At 45.0% G+C, this 16,467-nt stretch carries 17 protein-coding genes; 8 read left to right on the top strand and 9 right to left on the bottom strand.

All coding sequences use genetic code 11. From position 1 onward, the window contains the following. Window positions 1-7 precede the first annotated feature (7 nt). From T488_RS0113565 to T488_RS19910, 5 genes are all read right to left on the bottom strand, one after another. Window positions 8-907: a hypothetical protein gene (locus T488_RS0113565; protein ID WP_028521268.1), complete on the bottom strand. Its 900-nt coding sequence runs from the start codon at window positions 905-907 to the stop codon at window positions 8-10. A gap of 180 nt (window positions 908-1,087) precedes the next feature. Next, entirely contained in the window at window positions 1,088-1,318 is a 231-nt protein-coding gene (locus T488_RS0113560) for a hypothetical protein (protein ID WP_028521267.1), read from the bottom strand. A 20-nt stretch (window positions 1,319-1,338) separates the two neighbouring features. Then, on the bottom strand, window positions 1,339-1,905 hold the full coding sequence (locus T488_RS0113555) for a hypothetical protein (RefSeq protein WP_028521266.1): 567 nt from the start codon (window positions 1,903-1,905) through the stop codon (window positions 1,339-1,341). A gap of 44 nt (window positions 1,906-1,949) precedes the next feature. After that, on the bottom strand, window positions 1,950-2,267 hold the full coding sequence (locus T488_RS0113550; protein ID WP_028521265.1) for a low molecular weight protein tyrosine phosphatase family protein: 318 nt from the start codon (window positions 2,265-2,267) through the stop codon (window positions 1,950-1,952). 4 nt (window positions 2,268-2,271) lie between these two features. Further along, a complete protein-coding gene (locus tag T488_RS19910) occupies window positions 2,272-2,550 on the bottom strand; it encodes a hypothetical protein (RefSeq protein WP_028521264.1) in 279 nt (92 codons plus the stop codon). 447 nt (window positions 2,551-2,997) lie between these two features. On the opposite strand from T488_RS19910, the gene T488_RS0113540 reads away from it, so the two are divergent. Beyond that, window positions 2,998-4,350: an ATP-binding protein gene (locus T488_RS0113540; RefSeq protein WP_028521263.1), complete on the top strand. Its 1,353-nt coding sequence runs from the start codon at window positions 2,998-3,000 to the stop codon at window positions 4,348-4,350. A gap of 42 nt (window positions 4,351-4,392) precedes the next feature. Here the strand turns inward: T488_RS0113540 and T488_RS18085 are convergent, their stop codons facing one another. Then, window positions 4,393-4,851, bottom strand: coding sequence for a helix-turn-helix domain-containing protein (locus T488_RS18085; RefSeq protein WP_037298305.1), 459 nt, complete (start codon window positions 4,849-4,851; stop codon window positions 4,393-4,395). An 844-nt stretch (window positions 4,852-5,695) separates the two neighbouring features. Here T488_RS18085 and T488_RS0113530 point away from each other — a divergent pair. From T488_RS0113530 to T488_RS0113520, 3 genes are read left to right on the top strand one after another with little or no spacing between them, the layout of a single operon-like run. Next, the gene (locus T488_RS0113530) at window positions 5,696-6,358 is read left to right on the top strand and encodes a response regulator transcription factor (RefSeq protein ID WP_028521262.1); all 663 of its coding nucleotides are present in this window, start codon (window positions 5,696-5,698) and stop codon (window positions 6,356-6,358) included. A 1-nt stretch (window position 6,359) separates the two neighbouring features. Next, entirely contained in the window at window positions 6,360-7,664 is a 1,305-nt protein-coding gene (locus tag T488_RS0113525) for a sensor histidine kinase (RefSeq protein WP_028521261.1), read from the top strand. Between the two features lie 9 nt (window positions 7,665-7,673). Then, the gene (locus T488_RS0113520) at window positions 7,674-9,425 is read left to right on the top strand and encodes a Na/Pi cotransporter family protein (RefSeq protein WP_028521260.1); all 1,752 of its coding nucleotides are present in this window, start codon (window positions 7,674-7,676) and stop codon (window positions 9,423-9,425) included. Window positions 9,426-9,548: 123 nt separating this feature from the next. On the opposite strand, the gene T488_RS0113515 is transcribed toward T488_RS0113520, so the two are convergent. From T488_RS0113515 to T488_RS0113505, 3 genes are all read right to left on the bottom strand, one after another. Beyond that, the gene (locus T488_RS0113515) at window positions 9,549-9,959 is read right to left on the bottom strand and encodes a TIGR04076 family protein (RefSeq protein ID WP_028521259.1); all 411 of its coding nucleotides are present in this window, start codon (window positions 9,957-9,959) and stop codon (window positions 9,549-9,551) included. A 56-nt stretch (window positions 9,960-10,015) separates the two neighbouring features. Continuing rightward, window positions 10,016-10,618, bottom strand: coding sequence for a DUF1349 domain-containing protein (locus T488_RS0113510; RefSeq protein ID WP_028521258.1), 603 nt, complete (start codon window positions 10,616-10,618; stop codon window positions 10,016-10,018). Window positions 10,619-10,758: 140 nt separating this feature from the next. Beyond that, window positions 10,759-11,598 (bottom strand): aldo/keto reductase, encoded by an 840-nt coding sequence (locus tag T488_RS0113505; protein WP_028521257.1) that lies wholly within the window; start codon window positions 11,596-11,598, stop codon window positions 10,759-10,761. Window positions 11,599-12,064: 466 nt separating this feature from the next. Here T488_RS0113505 and T488_RS20265 point away from each other — a divergent pair, with 466 nt between their 5' ends. The 4 genes from T488_RS20265 to T488_RS18080 all read left to right on the top strand — a co-directional run bounded on the left by T488_RS20265 (window position 12,065) and on the right by T488_RS18080 (window position 16,305). Continuing rightward, the gene (locus T488_RS20265; protein WP_278245100.1) at window positions 12,065-12,187 is read left to right on the top strand and encodes a hypothetical protein; all 123 of its coding nucleotides are present in this window, start codon (window positions 12,065-12,067) and stop codon (window positions 12,185-12,187) included. A 4-nt stretch (window positions 12,188-12,191) separates the two neighbouring features. Continuing rightward, a complete protein-coding gene (locus T488_RS0113495; protein ID WP_028521256.1) occupies window positions 12,192-14,303 on the top strand; it encodes an RNA polymerase sigma factor in 2,112 nt (703 codons plus the stop codon). A gap of 3 nt (window positions 14,304-14,306) precedes the next feature. Next, window positions 14,307-15,179 carry a hypothetical protein gene (locus T488_RS0113490; protein ID WP_028521255.1) on the top strand — a complete coding sequence of 291 codons (873 nt, stop codon included), beginning with the start codon at window positions 14,307-14,309 and terminating at the stop codon, window positions 15,177-15,179. 139 nt (window positions 15,180-15,318) lie between these two features. Further along, a complete protein-coding gene (locus T488_RS18080) occupies window positions 15,319-16,305 on the top strand; it encodes an ABC transporter ATP-binding protein (RefSeq protein ID WP_051536486.1) in 987 nt (328 codons plus the stop codon). The last annotated feature ends 162 nt before the right edge of the window (window positions 16,306-16,467 follow it).

Genomic DNA, 16,467 nt, shown 5'->3' with positions numbered 1-16,467 from the left:
CTTTCGCTCAGTCAATCAGCAGAATATCGCCGGGATAGATACAGGAAACAGTACCTTCGATGAAGAGTCCGCATTCTGCGCCCTCTTTCACCTCTTTGAGATCATTGCTGTATGCTCTGCTGTCTCCGAGCTTTTTGATACAAAATGACTGCGTGCCATCTGCTCTGGTGACTGCCGCTGTATCCTTGCGGTTTATGCATCCAAACAGCACCCGACCGCCGATGCGGTATTCATTGCGGTAGCCGCGGCGTCCTTTGCTTTCATTATAGAGCTTTGCAATATCATCGACCTCAAACAGCGCTTTATGTTCTCCATACTGTGTTTTCAGGGCTTCTCTCCGCTGTGCAGCAAGTCCCTCTGCCGCTCTGAGTTCCGCATCACTGAGTGAATCAAGCGGATCAATGTATTCGACATCATAGCCGCCTTCCGGATCCTCCAACAGTGTCCGGATCAGCGGATACACAATGCGAAGCGCATCTGCATCATGAAACCTGCCGGATGCATCCTCTTTGCCGCCCTGTACCGCAGCCTGTGAGAACAGCGGCGCAATCTCCGAAAAGCACTTGTATCCGATTGCATCATATCCCGTATGCAGCATCTCAGCAGCACGATTCCCGCAGTCAGCGCAGATATAGGCATCCAGCATCCGCAGATTCAGCAGTTTCGGCAGCTTTTTACCGCAGAACGGACAGGTTTCCGGTTTCTGCACAGTATCGTATGCCTCTATTTTCGAAGCGTACCGATTCAGCATTTCGCGAATCTGTGATGCAGACATGAATTCTGCATCGTCCTCACGGCATACAAGCCGCAGTTTTTTACTGCACGCATCACAATAGGAGCCGTCTTTGCAGCTACTTCCGATTCCCTTATACGGATTGCCGCAGACGGCACAGTTTTTTTCTGCCATACCTCATCCTCCTTTATCTGCTTACAAAATAAGTAGGTATGTTATTTTCGTGATACAATCATTCTGTTTGTTTGATGGGAATAAGTCCAGTGTCTTTCGGAGATACAGTGCTCTTTGACTTACTAAAAGCACCCGACCTTATGTAGTTGGAGGGAAGAAATCCGACCAGTAATTAACATTTCATTTGCTGTTCTTCAATCTGTGTGATTTCTTATGCTTTCCGTTCATCTGCCGGTACTCTTCTGGAGTATGTTTCGGCTTTCCTTTGTCGATCAGACTGCGCATATATGCCTCAGCTTCAGCCTCACTTGAAAACCGTTTGTATACCTCCCGATGTCCTCTTGTCTCTTTTATGATCATACTGCCTTCAACATACAAATCTCCGTCTGAATCAAAAATATACAGTCCCATATGATCCTCCTTTATGTCCTTCACCCGCCGTAAGGGTATTTTGCATGCATCTCGCTGAATAACGGTCCTATCTTCTCGTGATGCGCGAGGAGATCTTCTGCTTGCTCTTTTGTAATACGGCAGGCCCACATAGGAGCGGAATCATGGCAGCCTCTCGGAGTGTAATCTGTCGCCAGCTCATAGTACTCATGTGCCGGCCAGTGACGTCGGAAGATGATGTACTGCGGAGTTTTCGCCAGAAGCTGAGGATGACCTCCGTAATTCGGAAGCTGATGATCTTTTTCGATTATAGGCTTATCCACATAGCTGCTGTACTTATCTTCAGCCTTGATTCTGCTTCGGAGCCAGTCAACTACCTTGTCCGGATTGTCAAGCAGATATTTCGCCTCGCTCTCGTCACTTGTCCAAATCTCCGGACAGCTGGTCTCGCGGGCACCTGTCTTTACAGGAAATTCACATTGAACATAGTATCTTGTGTCTTCGGGATAGTTGTAATGTGCAATACAGCAGAAGCCTGCGTCATAAACTATCTCGCCATTCACACTGATGATATAGCCTCTGTAGCCCAAGTATTCCTTATCGCTCATAATTAACATTCCTTTCGTAAGACAATAAGAGAGAAAGATGTACGTCAAATATAATCCGAAACCATGCTTTCCAACAGTTCGCACAGGTCATCGTCCATGTAAGAATAGTCATCGGGAATATTCAGACATATAACCGACTTGTCGGCCACTATATCTGAATACTTCTCTCTGATTCTCCGCATATGCTTCTTCTCCATGCAGAAGATCATATCTGCCCATCCGAGCAGTCCGGGTGTTACCTTTACTCTAGCATTGTTTTCTGTTCCCGCAGAACGGGCTTGATGCCCCTCGTAGCCGTCAAACAGCTTTTCAGCGGTCAAAGAGCGCCTTTGGTTCTGGCTGCATAAGAATAGTAAATGCATAGCATCACCCCCAGTACCGCTCTAAAGCATCCGTGCAGTATGTCATAATTGTTGAGATATCGTCATCATCGAGTGTTTTTATAATGCTTTTATCAATCTGTATTACTCCCAGATACTTGGAGTGTCTCATATATCCCATACCTTCAAATCGCTTGAAAGGCATGCTCAAAATATGCCTCTCGACATCCTTCTGGGTATAATCACCCTTTGTGAATATACAATTCTTCTTTTCAGCAGGGAGCCCTTTCTTGATTCTGTCCTCATATGTCCGATATAATGACATTTCCTATTGTCACTATATCATTTTTATTGAGCAAAGTCAATAGCCATCACAATTCTTTATTGTAGCTTCACCGACAAATTCCTTGAAAAACAGGGCTTGATATGGTATAATGTGTATATTATAAGGAGAGTGGAGCGTTTTATTGATATTGCAAAAGAGCAAGGGCGAATTGGAGTCGTGCTGACCTGAAAGGACAGGCTTATCCATTATTATGAGAAATTCGGCTTTGTCAATGAAGGTCTGGCCGCAAAATCAACTCACGGCGGTGCAGAATGGTATCAGATGAGGCTGTCTTTGCTTGAGAAATATGCTCGATACCAATGTTAAAAATCTCGATTTGTGTAAGATTTTTCAAAACAAAATTCTCGTTTTGTATAGATTTTGCCTTGATTTTTTTCTTGATTTGTGTTATACTTATTAAAAACTACGCAGATCGGAGCTGAGTGTATGAAACGAAAAATGTACGATTATCTTGTAGAATGGAAAAAGCGCACCAATGGAACAAGCGCTTTGCTGGTACAAGGTGCAAGACGCGTAGGCAAAAGCTATATCGTTGAAGAATTCGCAAAAGCCGAGTATAAAAGCTATATTCTGATCGACTTCAACAAGGCTGATGAGGCTGTCAAAGATATCTTCCTGCACGACCTTGATAATATGGATATTCTTTTTCAGAAGCTCTCAACTTTATATAATAAAAAGCTTTATCCTCGGGAATCGCTGATCATCTTTGATGAAGTCCAGTTATTCCCGAGAGCAAGAAGTGCTATCAAGTATCTTGTAGAAGACGGAAGATATGATTATATTGAAACGGGTTCTTTTATTTCAATCAGGAAAAATGTTGAGGGTATTCTCATTCCTTCTGAAGAGGATACCGTTAATATGTATCCAATGGATTTTGAGGAATTCCTTTGGGCGCTTGACAATGATACAATGTATCCTTTGATTGTTGAATGCTTTAATAATAGAAAGCCTTTAGGTCAGGCTTTGCACAGAAAAGCAATGGATCTGTTCCGGCTATATCTTATTGTTGGCGGTATGCCTCAGGCTGTAAAGACTTATGCAGATACCAAAGATTTTGACAGCGTTGATACTGTAAAGCGCCGTATACTAAAATTGTATCGTGAGGACATCAGAAAACACGCCATTGGCTATGAAATGAAAGTTGAAGCAATATTTGACGAGATACCTTCTCAGCTTCAAAATCATAATCAGCATTTTAAACTATCGTCTCTTGAAAAAGGTGCTCGATTTGATAATTACAGAGATGCGATGTTCTGGCTTTCTGACGCTATGATCGTAAATAACTGCTACAACTCCACTGAGCCAAATATTGGGCTGAATCTAAATCGTGACCGCACACTTCTTAAATGCTATATGGGCGACACAGGATTGCTTATCAGCCATTGTTTTGATGAGAAGGGAATCGTCAGCGAAGAGATTTATAAGAAACTTCTTTTGGGCAAACTTGAAGTTGATCTTGGAATGATAATGGAAAACATTGTTGCTCAAATGTTTACAGCAAGCGGTCATAAGCTGTTTTTCTATGCAAATTCATCTCGCGACGATGCAGAAGCAAGGATGGAAATTGATTTTCTTATCGCCAAAAGTAAAATCAGCAATCGTCACAATATTTCTCCGATCGAAGTGAAATCCGGAAAGAATTATACACTTTCATCTTTGAAAAAATTCATACGCAGATATAACCAACAACTTCATACTCCCTATGTCCTTCACACCAGTGATCTTAAAGTCGAAGATGACATAGTTTATCTTCCTCTTTATATGACTTCATTATTATAAAACTAAAATGCCCTCCGCACTTTTTAATACGGAGGGCATAATTCATCTTACAGCTATATAACAGTGCCTGCTGACTTCTTGCTTGTCTATCTCACACCTCAATTCGCCGTGTTCGCACAGCGGTTTCAGCAGGTAGTCCCGGCAAAATCCTGCACCGAGATTGAGATGCTGTGCTATCTCGGTTATCGTTCTGCGAGTGCGGCAGTAGCGGAGCACTTCACGCTGATAGTCACGGACATTTGGTTTATCGCTGACAGCGTAGACCGCAAGGTACTCAAGCACCCATTCTTTCGGATATATCAGGCGATTGCCTAAGTTATAGTGGCGCAGCATACCGCAGTTTTTTAGGTTCAATACAGTAGCTCTGCCGACTCCGAGTATCTTCATCACGTCCTTTGTTCCGAGAGCGTCAGGGTAATTTGAATATAGCTTTCGGAGCTTTACAACCGTCCTTATCTGTGCCGAAGTTAGCTCCCAATCGGTGTAACTTATGTCTTTCATTATACTTCCTCATTCCTCAGATTTATTTTGTTGCTGAAGCGGAATTATACATATTTCGTTAACGGTGTACACAAAAACCGTTCACAATCGCATCTAACACTTTTCTAACACTTTTGAGACTTTTTTTCACGATTTTTGCTCAGATGTTGCTATCAGTCAAATACATTAATATAGGCGTTTGCGGAGCTTCGATTGTTATACTTTGCTAAACACAGCCATTTATCGCCTGACAGGCTGATGCGTTCCGACACCAATTGGAATGTGCTGACACGTCCTGAAAAACGTCCGGCATGGCTCCAAAACCGCGTGCCGAGGGTTCAAGTCCTTCTTCCCCTGCCAGAACGATAAAGCCTGTATTTCGAGAAAAGCACTGAAATACAGGCTTTTCTCTTACCTATGCGAAACAGTTTGGGCTGCATTTTTGCAGCTTCGTGTGACTGTTTTACAGTCGAAAATCACACAAAATCACACGACATTTACGGCGGTACAATGCTTATAAAAGAAGCCAGCTCCCTATACGGGAGCTGAGTTTCTATATACAACAATTTTTCTGTTTCCAAAATTGTGAATAATAATGATTTTGGGAAACAGAAGTAATTCCTGCGATAGTAAGTGCGATAAACACTTTAGGATCAAGCTCTTTTATGACTGATCTTATCTTTCTCAATTGATCACTTCTCCTCTCAAAAAACGGCGTTTTATTTCTCTCTATTATTATATCAGGCAAGCGTCTCAAAGTCAATTAGCAAGGTGGGTTTAAGCCTATTTAACATAGGTTTAACCTTTCGGTACTGTTCAAATTAACATAAACTTGATATAATGATAGTATCAGGAGTGTGATGATATGCTAATATACATCGTTGAAGATGATGATAATATCCGTGAACTTGAGGCATATGCAATAAAAAACAGCGGTTATGATGCTGAATGTTTTGCAAGCTCCAAAGAGTTCTATAAAGCGATAACAAAAGCTGTTCCCGACCTTATTCTGCTGGACATTATGCTGCCGGGCGATGACGGACTGACGATACTCAGCAGGCTGCGTAATGATCCCGTTACCGAAAAAATACCGGTCATAATCATTTCCGCAAAGACAACAGAGTTTGACCGTGTGAAGGGGCTTGACCTGGGGGCTGATGATTATTTGTGCAAGCCATTTGGCGTTATGGAGCTTGTCAGCCGTGTGAAGGCAAGGCTGAGAGGGAAAAAACGGAGTCATGAATACCATTTTGAAGAGATACTGCTGAATGAGGATACCCGAAAGGTGTTCATATCAGGCAGACAGACAGAGCTTACATACAAGGAATTTGAACTGCTGAAAACACTTATAAAAAGCCCCGGAAAGGCTTTTGCCCGCGACTATCTCATTGATACCATATGGGGACAGGAAAGCACAGGGCGTACCCTTGATGTGCATATCCGTACACTGAGAGCAAAGCTTGGTGAATGCGGAAGATATATCGGAACTGTCCGAAACGTAGGCTACAAGCTGGATAAGGACGAGTGATATGGAGAGAAAGATCAATCTGCACCTATTCTATATGGGCGTTGTGACAGCGATCATCGGTATCCTTATCACAACTGTTTCATATTATCATTTCTTCCGCAAGGAGATCAAGGAAAACCTTGCACATGAATGTCATCTGGTGGCACAGTGCTACGACAGCGGTGATCCGATCACCGAGCTTGACCGCTTCACAGGCGAGGACTTCCGCATAACACTTATCGAAAAGGATGGTACAGTCCTATTTGAGAGCAGCGGTGATCCTCAGAAAATGCCAAATCATCTTGACCGCCCTGAGATAAAGTCGGCTATCGAAAACGGAACGGGTACAGACACACGCTTCTCCGACACCATAGGCACAGAGGATTATTACTATGCCCTGCGCCTTAGTGACGGAAACATACTGAGGGTGTCCATTCAGGCGGATTCTATTTTTTCACTGTTTGAGCGTTCCCTCGTTATCATACTTATTATCGCTTTAGGTATCATAATTGTTTCACTGCTTGTGTCTGTGAAGCTGACGAAAAATCTGATAGCACCCTTTCGCAGGATACCTGAGCTTATCAGGACAAATACCCCGCCCGAGGAAAGCGGTTTATACCCCGAAGTCATCCCCCTTGTGGAGGAGATACGCAGTGCCAGAAATGCGCAGAGCGAGATGCGGCAGGAGTTTACGGCAAATGTTTCTCACGAGCTGAAAACACCTCTGACCTCCATTTCGGGCTATGCAGAGCTTATCGAGTCGGGAATGGCACAGGGCGAGGACAGTGTGAAGTTTGCAGGAAAGATCAGAAAAGAGTCTGACCGTATGCTTGCGCTTATCAGCGATATACTGCGGCTTTCCGAGCTTGACAGCATCGGTGACACGCCCATTGATGATGAGATCGACCTGAAAGTCGTTGCCGAGGACTGCAAAGAACGTCTGTCACAGCAGGCGCAGAGCCGTGGTATCAGGATCACTGTCAGTGGAGAAAGCAGCATTATCACAGGCAGCAGGACGGAAATCACTGAGCTGGTCTACAACCTTGTGGATAATGCGATCAAATATAACCGTGAAAACGGCAATATAGAAATAGAGATCGCTGACAAAAAGCTGACCGTGAACGACACGGGGCTCGGCATACCTCAGGAGAGTATCCCACGGATATTCGAGCGTTTCTACCGCATCGACAAGAGCCGCAGCCGTGCAAAAGGCGGCACGGGGCTTGGTCTTTCGATCGTCAAGCATATCGCAGAGCATCACGGGGCTAAGATAGATGTGGAAAGCACCGTCGGTGTGGGAACGAGCATCACAGTTAAATTCAGATAGGAGTATCAAATGAATATTTTTTCAATATGTACCTTATGCGGAGGACTTGCCTTCTTCTTGTTCGGTATGCACGTTATGTCACAAAGTCTGGAAAAGATCGCAGGCGGCAAGCTGGAAGCGACTCTCAAAAAAATGACCTCTAATCCCTTCAAGAGCCTTGCCCTCGGTGCAGGCATCACCATCGCTGTGCAGTCATCATCTGCTATGACGGTCATGCTGGTGGGCCTTGTCAATTCGGGCATCATGCAGCTTGAACAGACCGTGGGCGTTATCATGGGCTCAAACATCGGTACAACGCTGACGGCGTGGCTGCTGAGTACCGCAGGAATTAAGAGCGATAATGTGCTGATCTCAATGCTCAAGCCCGAAAACTTCGCTCCCATTGTTGCTCTTATCGGCATTATCATGATAATGATGAGCAAAAAGAAGAAGCGTAAGGACATAGGAACGATCATGGTGGGCTTTGCGGTGCTGATGTTCGGTATGGAGCTGATGAAGGACGCCGTTTCGCCCCTTGCTGAAATGGAAGGCTTCAGCAAGCTTCTTGTAGCATTCAGAAACCCACTTCTCAGCGTTCTGTTCGGCGCTGTGTTCACAGGGATTATACAGTCCTCAGCGGCATCTGTGGGCATCTTACAGGCGCTTTCCCTGACAGGCACGATCTCTTACAGAATGGCTATCCCGATCATCATGGGTCAGAATATCGGCACCTGCGTGACAGCGTTGATTTCCTCCATAGGCGTCAACAAGAACGCAAAGCGTGTTACCGTTGTACATATGTCATTCAACATCATAGGCACGGTGATTTGCCTTACCATATTCTACGGACTTGATGCTCTCATTCATTTCAGCTTCGTGGATAAGCCCATCGGTGCGGTGGAAATTGCCGCTGTTCACTCCATTTTCAATATCGTCACTACGCTGATACTGCTGCCGTTCTCCAATCAGCTGGTAAAGCTGGCAAAAAAGCTCGTCCACGATTCAAAAGAAGCCGAGGTGGCTGTTCTGCTTGACAAGCGCCTTATCGCAACACCTCCCCTCGCCGTTTCACAGTGCAGAGAAAAGACGGTGGACATGGCTCAGGGAGCAAAGGATGCACTGCATGAAGCACTTATGGCAATGTTTGATTTTTCAGAGAAGGCTGTGCTGAGCGTGGAGGAAAAGGAGCAGCTTCTTGATGAGATGGAAGACCAGCTATCCACGTTCCTACTGGAATTATCCGCAGTCAGCCTGACAGACGAGGACAGCCGCACAGTTACCGAGCTTCTGCACACGATCAGCGACTTTGAACGTATCAGCGACCACGCTATCAATATGATAGAGATAGCGCAGGAAATGGAACGTAACAGTCAGAGCTTTTCAGACAGTGCGAAGGACGATTTCTCTACGCTTTTTGCCGCACTGACAGAAATATCAGGTCTTACCGTAAAGGCGTTTGCAGGTAATGATACCGAAATTGCACTGAATGTCGAGCCTCTTGAAGAAGTTATTGATGATCTCACTGCTGAGATCAGGGATAAGCATATCGACAGACTTCGCAAGGGCGAATGCAGTCCTGAACTGGGCGTTTATCTGTCTGATCTGCTCATCAACTGCGAGAGAGTATCCGACCATTGCTCCAATATAGCTGTATCTATCATACAGATCGCAAAGTCCAGCATGAGGAGCCATGTATACCTGAGTGAACTCAAAGCACAGCGTTCCGAGCAGTTTATCGGAGCATACAATTCGTATCATGAGAAATACAGACTCTCTGCATAAAAGAAATAAAAATCCCGATACCTGGCGTATCGGGATTTTCTCATTTGTTCCCCTAAGAGCAGCGCTATATAAGGTAGACCGCTTTATCATCCATTTAGGCTATGTATTCAAATTCCAATCGTCTTATCCAGTATATGCATCCTCGGCAGTATTCCTGAAGTTCTGCTTCGAGAGCCATTCTTCTTCCTCGGGAGTTTCAGGAATGTCGATACGTTCTATCTTGAAAATGACAGGTCTTGTTCCGTCATTGCAGCAAGCTATCATCATACGGTCGTCGTTGGTCCAGCTTTTCATGATAGAACCGCCCTGTAAAGCGGTATATACATATCGGCTAATTGCGTCCCACGCTTCACCGCAGAACTTGCCGTTCATCAGGTGATAGAAATCGTCCTGCTGTGCTGTACGCTTTAACACGAAGGTGTCTCCCACATTGAAAAACGGACACTTGCCAGACTTAGGATCTGCAAGATATTTCTCCTGCAGATCAGGGAATACTTTGGTGTCTATTACTGTGATCTTACATTCGTACTGCATAATTATGCTCCTTTATAGCTATTCTGTCATTTACATATCTTTGTAATAATCTCTGTTCAAGGACTATCGGGCTGCTGTCCGTCATGCGCTTTCCACGCACATTCAATTATCCGCATATCGGTAAAAACTGCCTTGAAGCTTGAGTCTTCGGGACTGCAGGCATATATTCCGAAGCGTATTGTACCGCCGCCCTCCCACATATGGCACACTCTCATCTGAGAAAAGTTCACACCGTCAGCAGAGCACTCGATACAGTAATCGTCCTCACGGCGGCTGAAGCGATACCACATCGTCTTTACTGTTGCAGGTATTGCAGTTGTTGCCCAATCGGAATAGCCGTGATTGGTGACTACCGAGCCTAAATGCTGGAACTTCTCATTCTCATATTCCACTGAAGCCTTGAGCCAGTTCTCGGAATCAAGGTACATAACGATGCCGCACTGATCGAAGCGGTGGCGGCTGTCGGTGAAATCGGTCTTTACGATAAAAGAGAAGTATTTATCATCAGTTTCCATTTGGAGAACAGGAGCATTATCATTGCGGAAATGATAATAGGTCCTCTGCCAGAGATCGGTATGAGGCTGAGTCACTATATCGATACGATCATCATTTATGCTGTATTGCTTCGGTTCTCTGGTCCATTTCAGTTTATTTATCATTGTATTTTCTCCTTGATTCAGACTTTTTATAACATAGGTCTTAGTGATTTTATTATATATTACGCCATCTATATCCATCGATGTTTGCTTCTCAACAAATTCAGATCCTGCACACCAACTGTGATCTGTTCACTTTCAATTTACCAATTGGTAGTATCCGGATCTTTGGATAATCCGACACAGCCGGTCAGACCGGCGATAAGCCTGACATCTTCGTCCGACAGCTCAAAACCGAATACATCAATATTTTCACGTATCCTCTCGGCTGTAACTGACTTGGGAAGGGGCAGGAAACCGTTTTGCAGGCTCCAGCGTATACATATCTGTGCGATGCTCTTATGATATTTCTCCGCAAGTGACTGCATTTCCGCAACTTTGAATATCTGCCCTGTACCAAGGGGACTGTATGCTTCAAGCAGGATATTACGCTCCCTGCAATAATTTACCAGTTCGTCCTGAATATCTCCGGGACAAAGACGTATCTGATTTACCATTGGTGTAATTTCGGCTGTTTTCAGCAGTTCATCGATATGATGCTGTCTGAAATTGCTGATGCCGATCGCTCTTATTTTTCCGGCATGACAGAGCTCCTCAAAAGCCTTCCATGTCTCTGCATTAGTCTGCTGCCATGTGCTGCGGTATTGCAGCGGATTAGGCCAGTGTATCAGGAATAGGTCAACATAGTCCGTTCCCAGTCGCTGCAGTGTTTCTTCAAAAGAACGCATTGTGTTGTCATATCCATGATTGGGATTGTCGAGCTTTGAGGTAATGAAGACTTCTTCACGGGAGATGCCGCTGTCCCTTACCGCTCTGCCCACAATATCTTCATTTTTGTAACCCTGTGCTGTGTCGATATGACGATAGCCGAGCTTCAGTGCCGAAAGAACAGCCCGGTAGCCTGTCTCATCATCAGGTGTCTGCCAGGTTCCCAGTCCGACAGCGGGTATTTGCACGCCGTTTGCGAGTATATAGTTCTGCATAACGCTCCTCCGATTGTTTATAAGTTATAATCTGGTATTGTCACTATATCATTTTTGTTGAACAAAGTCAATAGTTATAGCAGTACTTTATTATGGCTTTACTGATAAATCCCTTGAAAAGCAGAACTTGATATTGCAAGGTCGTTTTAATTCTCGATTATAGTCACGGACATTCGGCAGGTCACAAACGGTGCAGACCGCAAGGTACTCAAGTCCCCTTTCCTACAGTCAGAGTTCCTTCCATAGCTTCAAACTCCGCGGATGAAACAGCAATTTTCGGTCAGAGAGCAGTATTTTTTCGATTGACACCGTGCAGTGTATGTGGTATAATTTTAAACGTTTGCGGCTTTTTTTAAAAGACAAAAAAATTTTTTTAAAAACCGCTAACCTTTTCGGAAGATGCACACTCTAACAGACAGAAAGGCAATTATAAATGCTTTTCGTAATCTGAAAAGGAGGTGCGGATTTGGATGAAGACATAGATCTCGAAGAAGTACCGCTTGACGATCTGATAAAGCTGATACTTGAGTGGATGGAAACTTATGGTATGTTGGACGAACTGCTTGAGAAATATAGTGATAAGGAGTAAAAAAATGAGTGAAATCAATACTGAAAAACTGGCGGAAAGTTTAAAGAACGGAGACAAGTCTGCGGCAGACGAGATATACAGGCAGTACAGCGAGCCGCTGACAAAATTCGTTATAAAACAGGGACTTTCAGAATTTGACGCACAGGATGTTGTATCCGATACGTTTGTGGAGGTGATAAAGCACATTGATCAGCTGAAAGATCCTTCTGCCTTCAGCTCCTGGATACATACCATAGCAAAGCGCAAGGCATGGGAAGCAAAGAAAAAACTGTCACGCCGTCAGGACCTTACCGCAGGTTCGGATGAGACTGATGACATTACAGATCAGGAACAGGCTATTGAGCTTACCTATGCCCGTGACAGTACAGACACGGTCATGCTTCCACAGGATTATGCAGAAAATGAGAAACTGAAACAGATAATCGCCGAACAGATCAATTCACTCAGCGCAGATCACAAGGAAGCACTGGTACTGTTCTATTATAAAGACAAAAGCATTGCCGAGATAGCAGAGCTCACCGGAACAAATGTAAACAACGTAAAACAGCGCCTTTATGCGGCACGCAAAAAGCTGAAAGCCGGTCTTGAGAAGCTTCAGAAAAGCGGAGTCGTGCTGTGTGCAGTTCCGTTTACAAATCTCATATCTTTCTGCGCGGAAAACTTTGGCAATATTATGGGCACAGGTCCTGCGGAAAGCACCTCAGCAGTTTCATCAGCAAAAAGTGCGGCGGCTAAGAATGCTGAGGAAGCATCGAAAAGTATCACCGCAAAAACCGCATCGACGGCTGCAAAGACCGTATCGACGGCGGTCAGAATGGGAACAGGTGCAAAAATAGCAGCTGCTGTCATAGCAGCTGCTACTGTGGGAGGCGGAGCGATACTGCTGAACAGATCAGATAAGCCTGCCCCCCGCAGATCTGAAGTACGTATCATAGCCGAACCACCCAAGGTATCTCAAACATCTCCCGAAAATATCTGGAAAGGGAAATATATAGCTGATCTTACTGAAAGCTATGGAAGTGCAGATGGTCTCATGGGCGCAATGTTCGATACTGACGGCGACAATATACCCGAGCTGTTCATTTACGATAAGAATTCGCTGAACGCCCCTGATAATACTGATGCAGAGGATAAATACAGCGTATCGGTTTGTTCACTTGGCAGGTCGGCAAATAAGATCGGCACCATCCATTCAGTGCCCGAGATATGGTGTTCGGGAGCTCCTTCCGAAGATAATCTGGTGCGTATCACAGTGAATGAAAAGGATATATGGACACTGAAGGCAAAAAGCAGTGAAGGCACGGGCTTCGGCGATAATATAGACGAGGAGACGGCAAAAAGTATATATAATTTTGACACTCAGCCTCATATGCTTATCGCAGACGAGACCTGCGGTTACCGTGAAATAGGCGATTTCGAGTCATGGATAAACAGCTGGAACGGTAATGCGGAGACTGTTGAACAAAATGCTCCTGCATTGTCATACAGTACTTTGAACGTGTGGCAGAAGTCATATTTTGACTATATCAATATAGTCTCTGATCACCATGATAATATCCGCTGCGGGCTGTCCGATGTTAACGGCGACGGTATGCCGGAGCTGCTGCTTGAATACTGTGACGAAGTTACAGACTCGGGTATCCGGATAAACAACAAAACCGATCTCGTCACCTGCGACAGCAGCGGCGAACGTGATATATTATCAGCGGGAGTTTTTCCTGAGGGCTCCAAAAATGAAGTTTATGGCGGATTTACATTTACAGGTACAAATAATGCTTTATTCTCGGTATTCCCTGAGGAAAGCATAGAATACAAAGTAGTTTATCACGAATCTATCTTCACCATCGAAAACGGACATTTTGAATATGACGGCAGAGGCGATGAGTTCGCTTATGACAAAAACGGAAATATCGTTTACCTTAATAATTCCGATCCGACAGATGAAGACCTGTTCATGAAATCACATTACGGGTTACTTAACAGCGAAAACGCTTTGACTACCTGCCCCGGATCATTCGACAGACAGGCAGATATAACATGGTTCGACCCATGGCATAAAACAGACCTTTTTGCAGACTACGAATCAAAAACAAATAATACCAAAACGGAGGAATAAAAAATGAATATTCAGAAAATAACATCAATGGCAGCAGCACTTTGTATATGTGCAGCAATGGCAGGCTGCGGAAATACAGAGAGCAGCAGAGACAAGTCAGCTGAGAAAAATACCAAAACCACCATTGCTTCAGATGATGCACCAATGACTGAAGCAGAGTACGCTGAGACAGACGAGAGCACCGAAGCGCCTGAGGATATGGAATTCGCCCCCACTGACGAGATAATAAATGCAGATCTTGCTTCGGGATATATCCAGATCGGCGACGATATTTTCCGCGAGGGCGGATATATGACTGTAGGCGAATTTGTCGAAAAATACAGCAATAAGTACGACTGCTCCAAAATATCACTTTCCGAGGAAGCAGACGAGGATTTTTTCCGTTTTATAGAAGTGACTCAGTACGGCACAGACTTTACCATTGAGCTTGTCTGCGAGCCGCCTGCTGCCGGCAGCGGCACATTAGCTGATGCGGTCATAATCTGCTTCGGACATGAGGGAGGTATCGCTTCTGAAAAAACCTGGCTTCCGGGCGGCATAGGCTATCACTGTACCGACCGTGATTATGAGGGCATGGCAGCTTATATGCAGGAAAAGGGCTTTACCGAGACCGAAGATCCATTCCCCAACGGCAGAGATGTAAGCTCCGAAAAAATGCAGGAGTACGTCGGTACATTCAATAAGTATCAGGACCTCGAAATCAGCACACCATACGGCTCAATCACCTGTTTTGTACAGATAGATGAGGAAAACCTTTACGGCGTAAAGCCCCTGATGTCCTATTCGTTCGCTGACTTCATGGACGGAGATACCGTCTATTTCAACCCAAAGGATATTTACTACGGAAACGACAGCGATATATACTTCTGGAGCTGATCTTGACACTCATGCAGAAGCGGCAGCCTGTTTTTCGGCTGCTGCACCTATCGGCATAAAAGCAGTCCGCCTGTGCTACGTTCTCGAAAATATCCGTGGACTGGATGAAACAGTGCAGTACGGGAACGGGATGCAGCGTATGGACGGAATGAACCGCAAGACACAGCAGCTTACCGAAAATCAGGGCAGGCTGAATAAGCTGACAAGCTTCAATCTTGCGCTGGCGAACACATTTATTCTTGTGTTTGACATTGCAATGCTCCTGCTTTCGGCACATCTTTACAGCAAGGGCATCTCTGATTTTTCGGGATTTATCATTCCGCTGATCGCTCTGATGTCAAGCTACGGTCCGGTATCTGCACTTGCAAATCTCGGAACAACACTCCAAAGCACTATCGCTTCGGGAGGTCGTGTTCTGGATATTATCGAAGAAACACCCGAAACTGAGGAAATCACCGGAAAGCAGAATGTTTCATTCAGCGGTGCGGACTGTGTGAATGTCACATTCAGCTACGGCGGCGATGTTGTGCTGAAGGATTTCTCCATGAAATTCCCTGAAAACAAGATCGTCGGCGTGATCGGTAAATCAGGCAGCGGTAAGTCCACTCTGCTGAAACTGCTCATGCGTTTCTGGAAAACGGCTAACGGTACTGTGAATATCTTAGGCACAAACATCGAGAACATCAACACCGCAAATCTGCGTGATATGGAGAGATACATGACGCAGGAAACACAGCTTTTCAAGGATACGATCGCAAACAATATCCGTATCGGTCGGCTGGATGCAACTGACGATGAAGTGATCGCAGCCTGCAAGAAAGCCTCTATCCATGACTTTATCATGACATTGCCGAACGGCTATGATACGCAGGTCGGTGAGCTTGGTGAAACCCTTTCCGGCGGTGAAAGACAGCGTATCGGTCTTGCAAGAGCGTTCCTCCATGATGCACCGTTCATGCTTCTGGACGAGCCTACAAGCAACCTCGACAGCCTGAATGAAGCGGTGATCCTCCGTTCACTGAAAGAAGAATCTGCCGGAAAGACAGTTGTTCTGGTGTCGCACAAATCCTCTACCATGCGTATCGCTGACGTGACACATTCCGTAGAAAACGGACGAGTAAGCTGATGAATGTTCAGACAAAGCTCACAGAAGCTGCTCGACTGGTTCGTCGGAACAGAGATTCACCCAATACATTTACAGTCCTTTGTTGAGAAATAGAGAATGCTGATGAAAACACAGATCAGCATCAGGATCTCAGACATATAGGCATAAAAAAGCCGGAAAGCG

Origin of the sequence: Ruminococcus flavefaciens ND2009 (genome assembly GCF_000621785.1) — a bacterium.
GTDB classification, from domain to species: Bacteria; Bacillota; Clostridia; order Oscillospirales; family Ruminococcaceae; genus Ruminococcus; species Ruminococcus flavefaciens_C.
The sequence above is the reverse complement of the archived record's forward strand: the minus strand, read 5'-3'. Positions and strand labels throughout refer to the sequence as shown.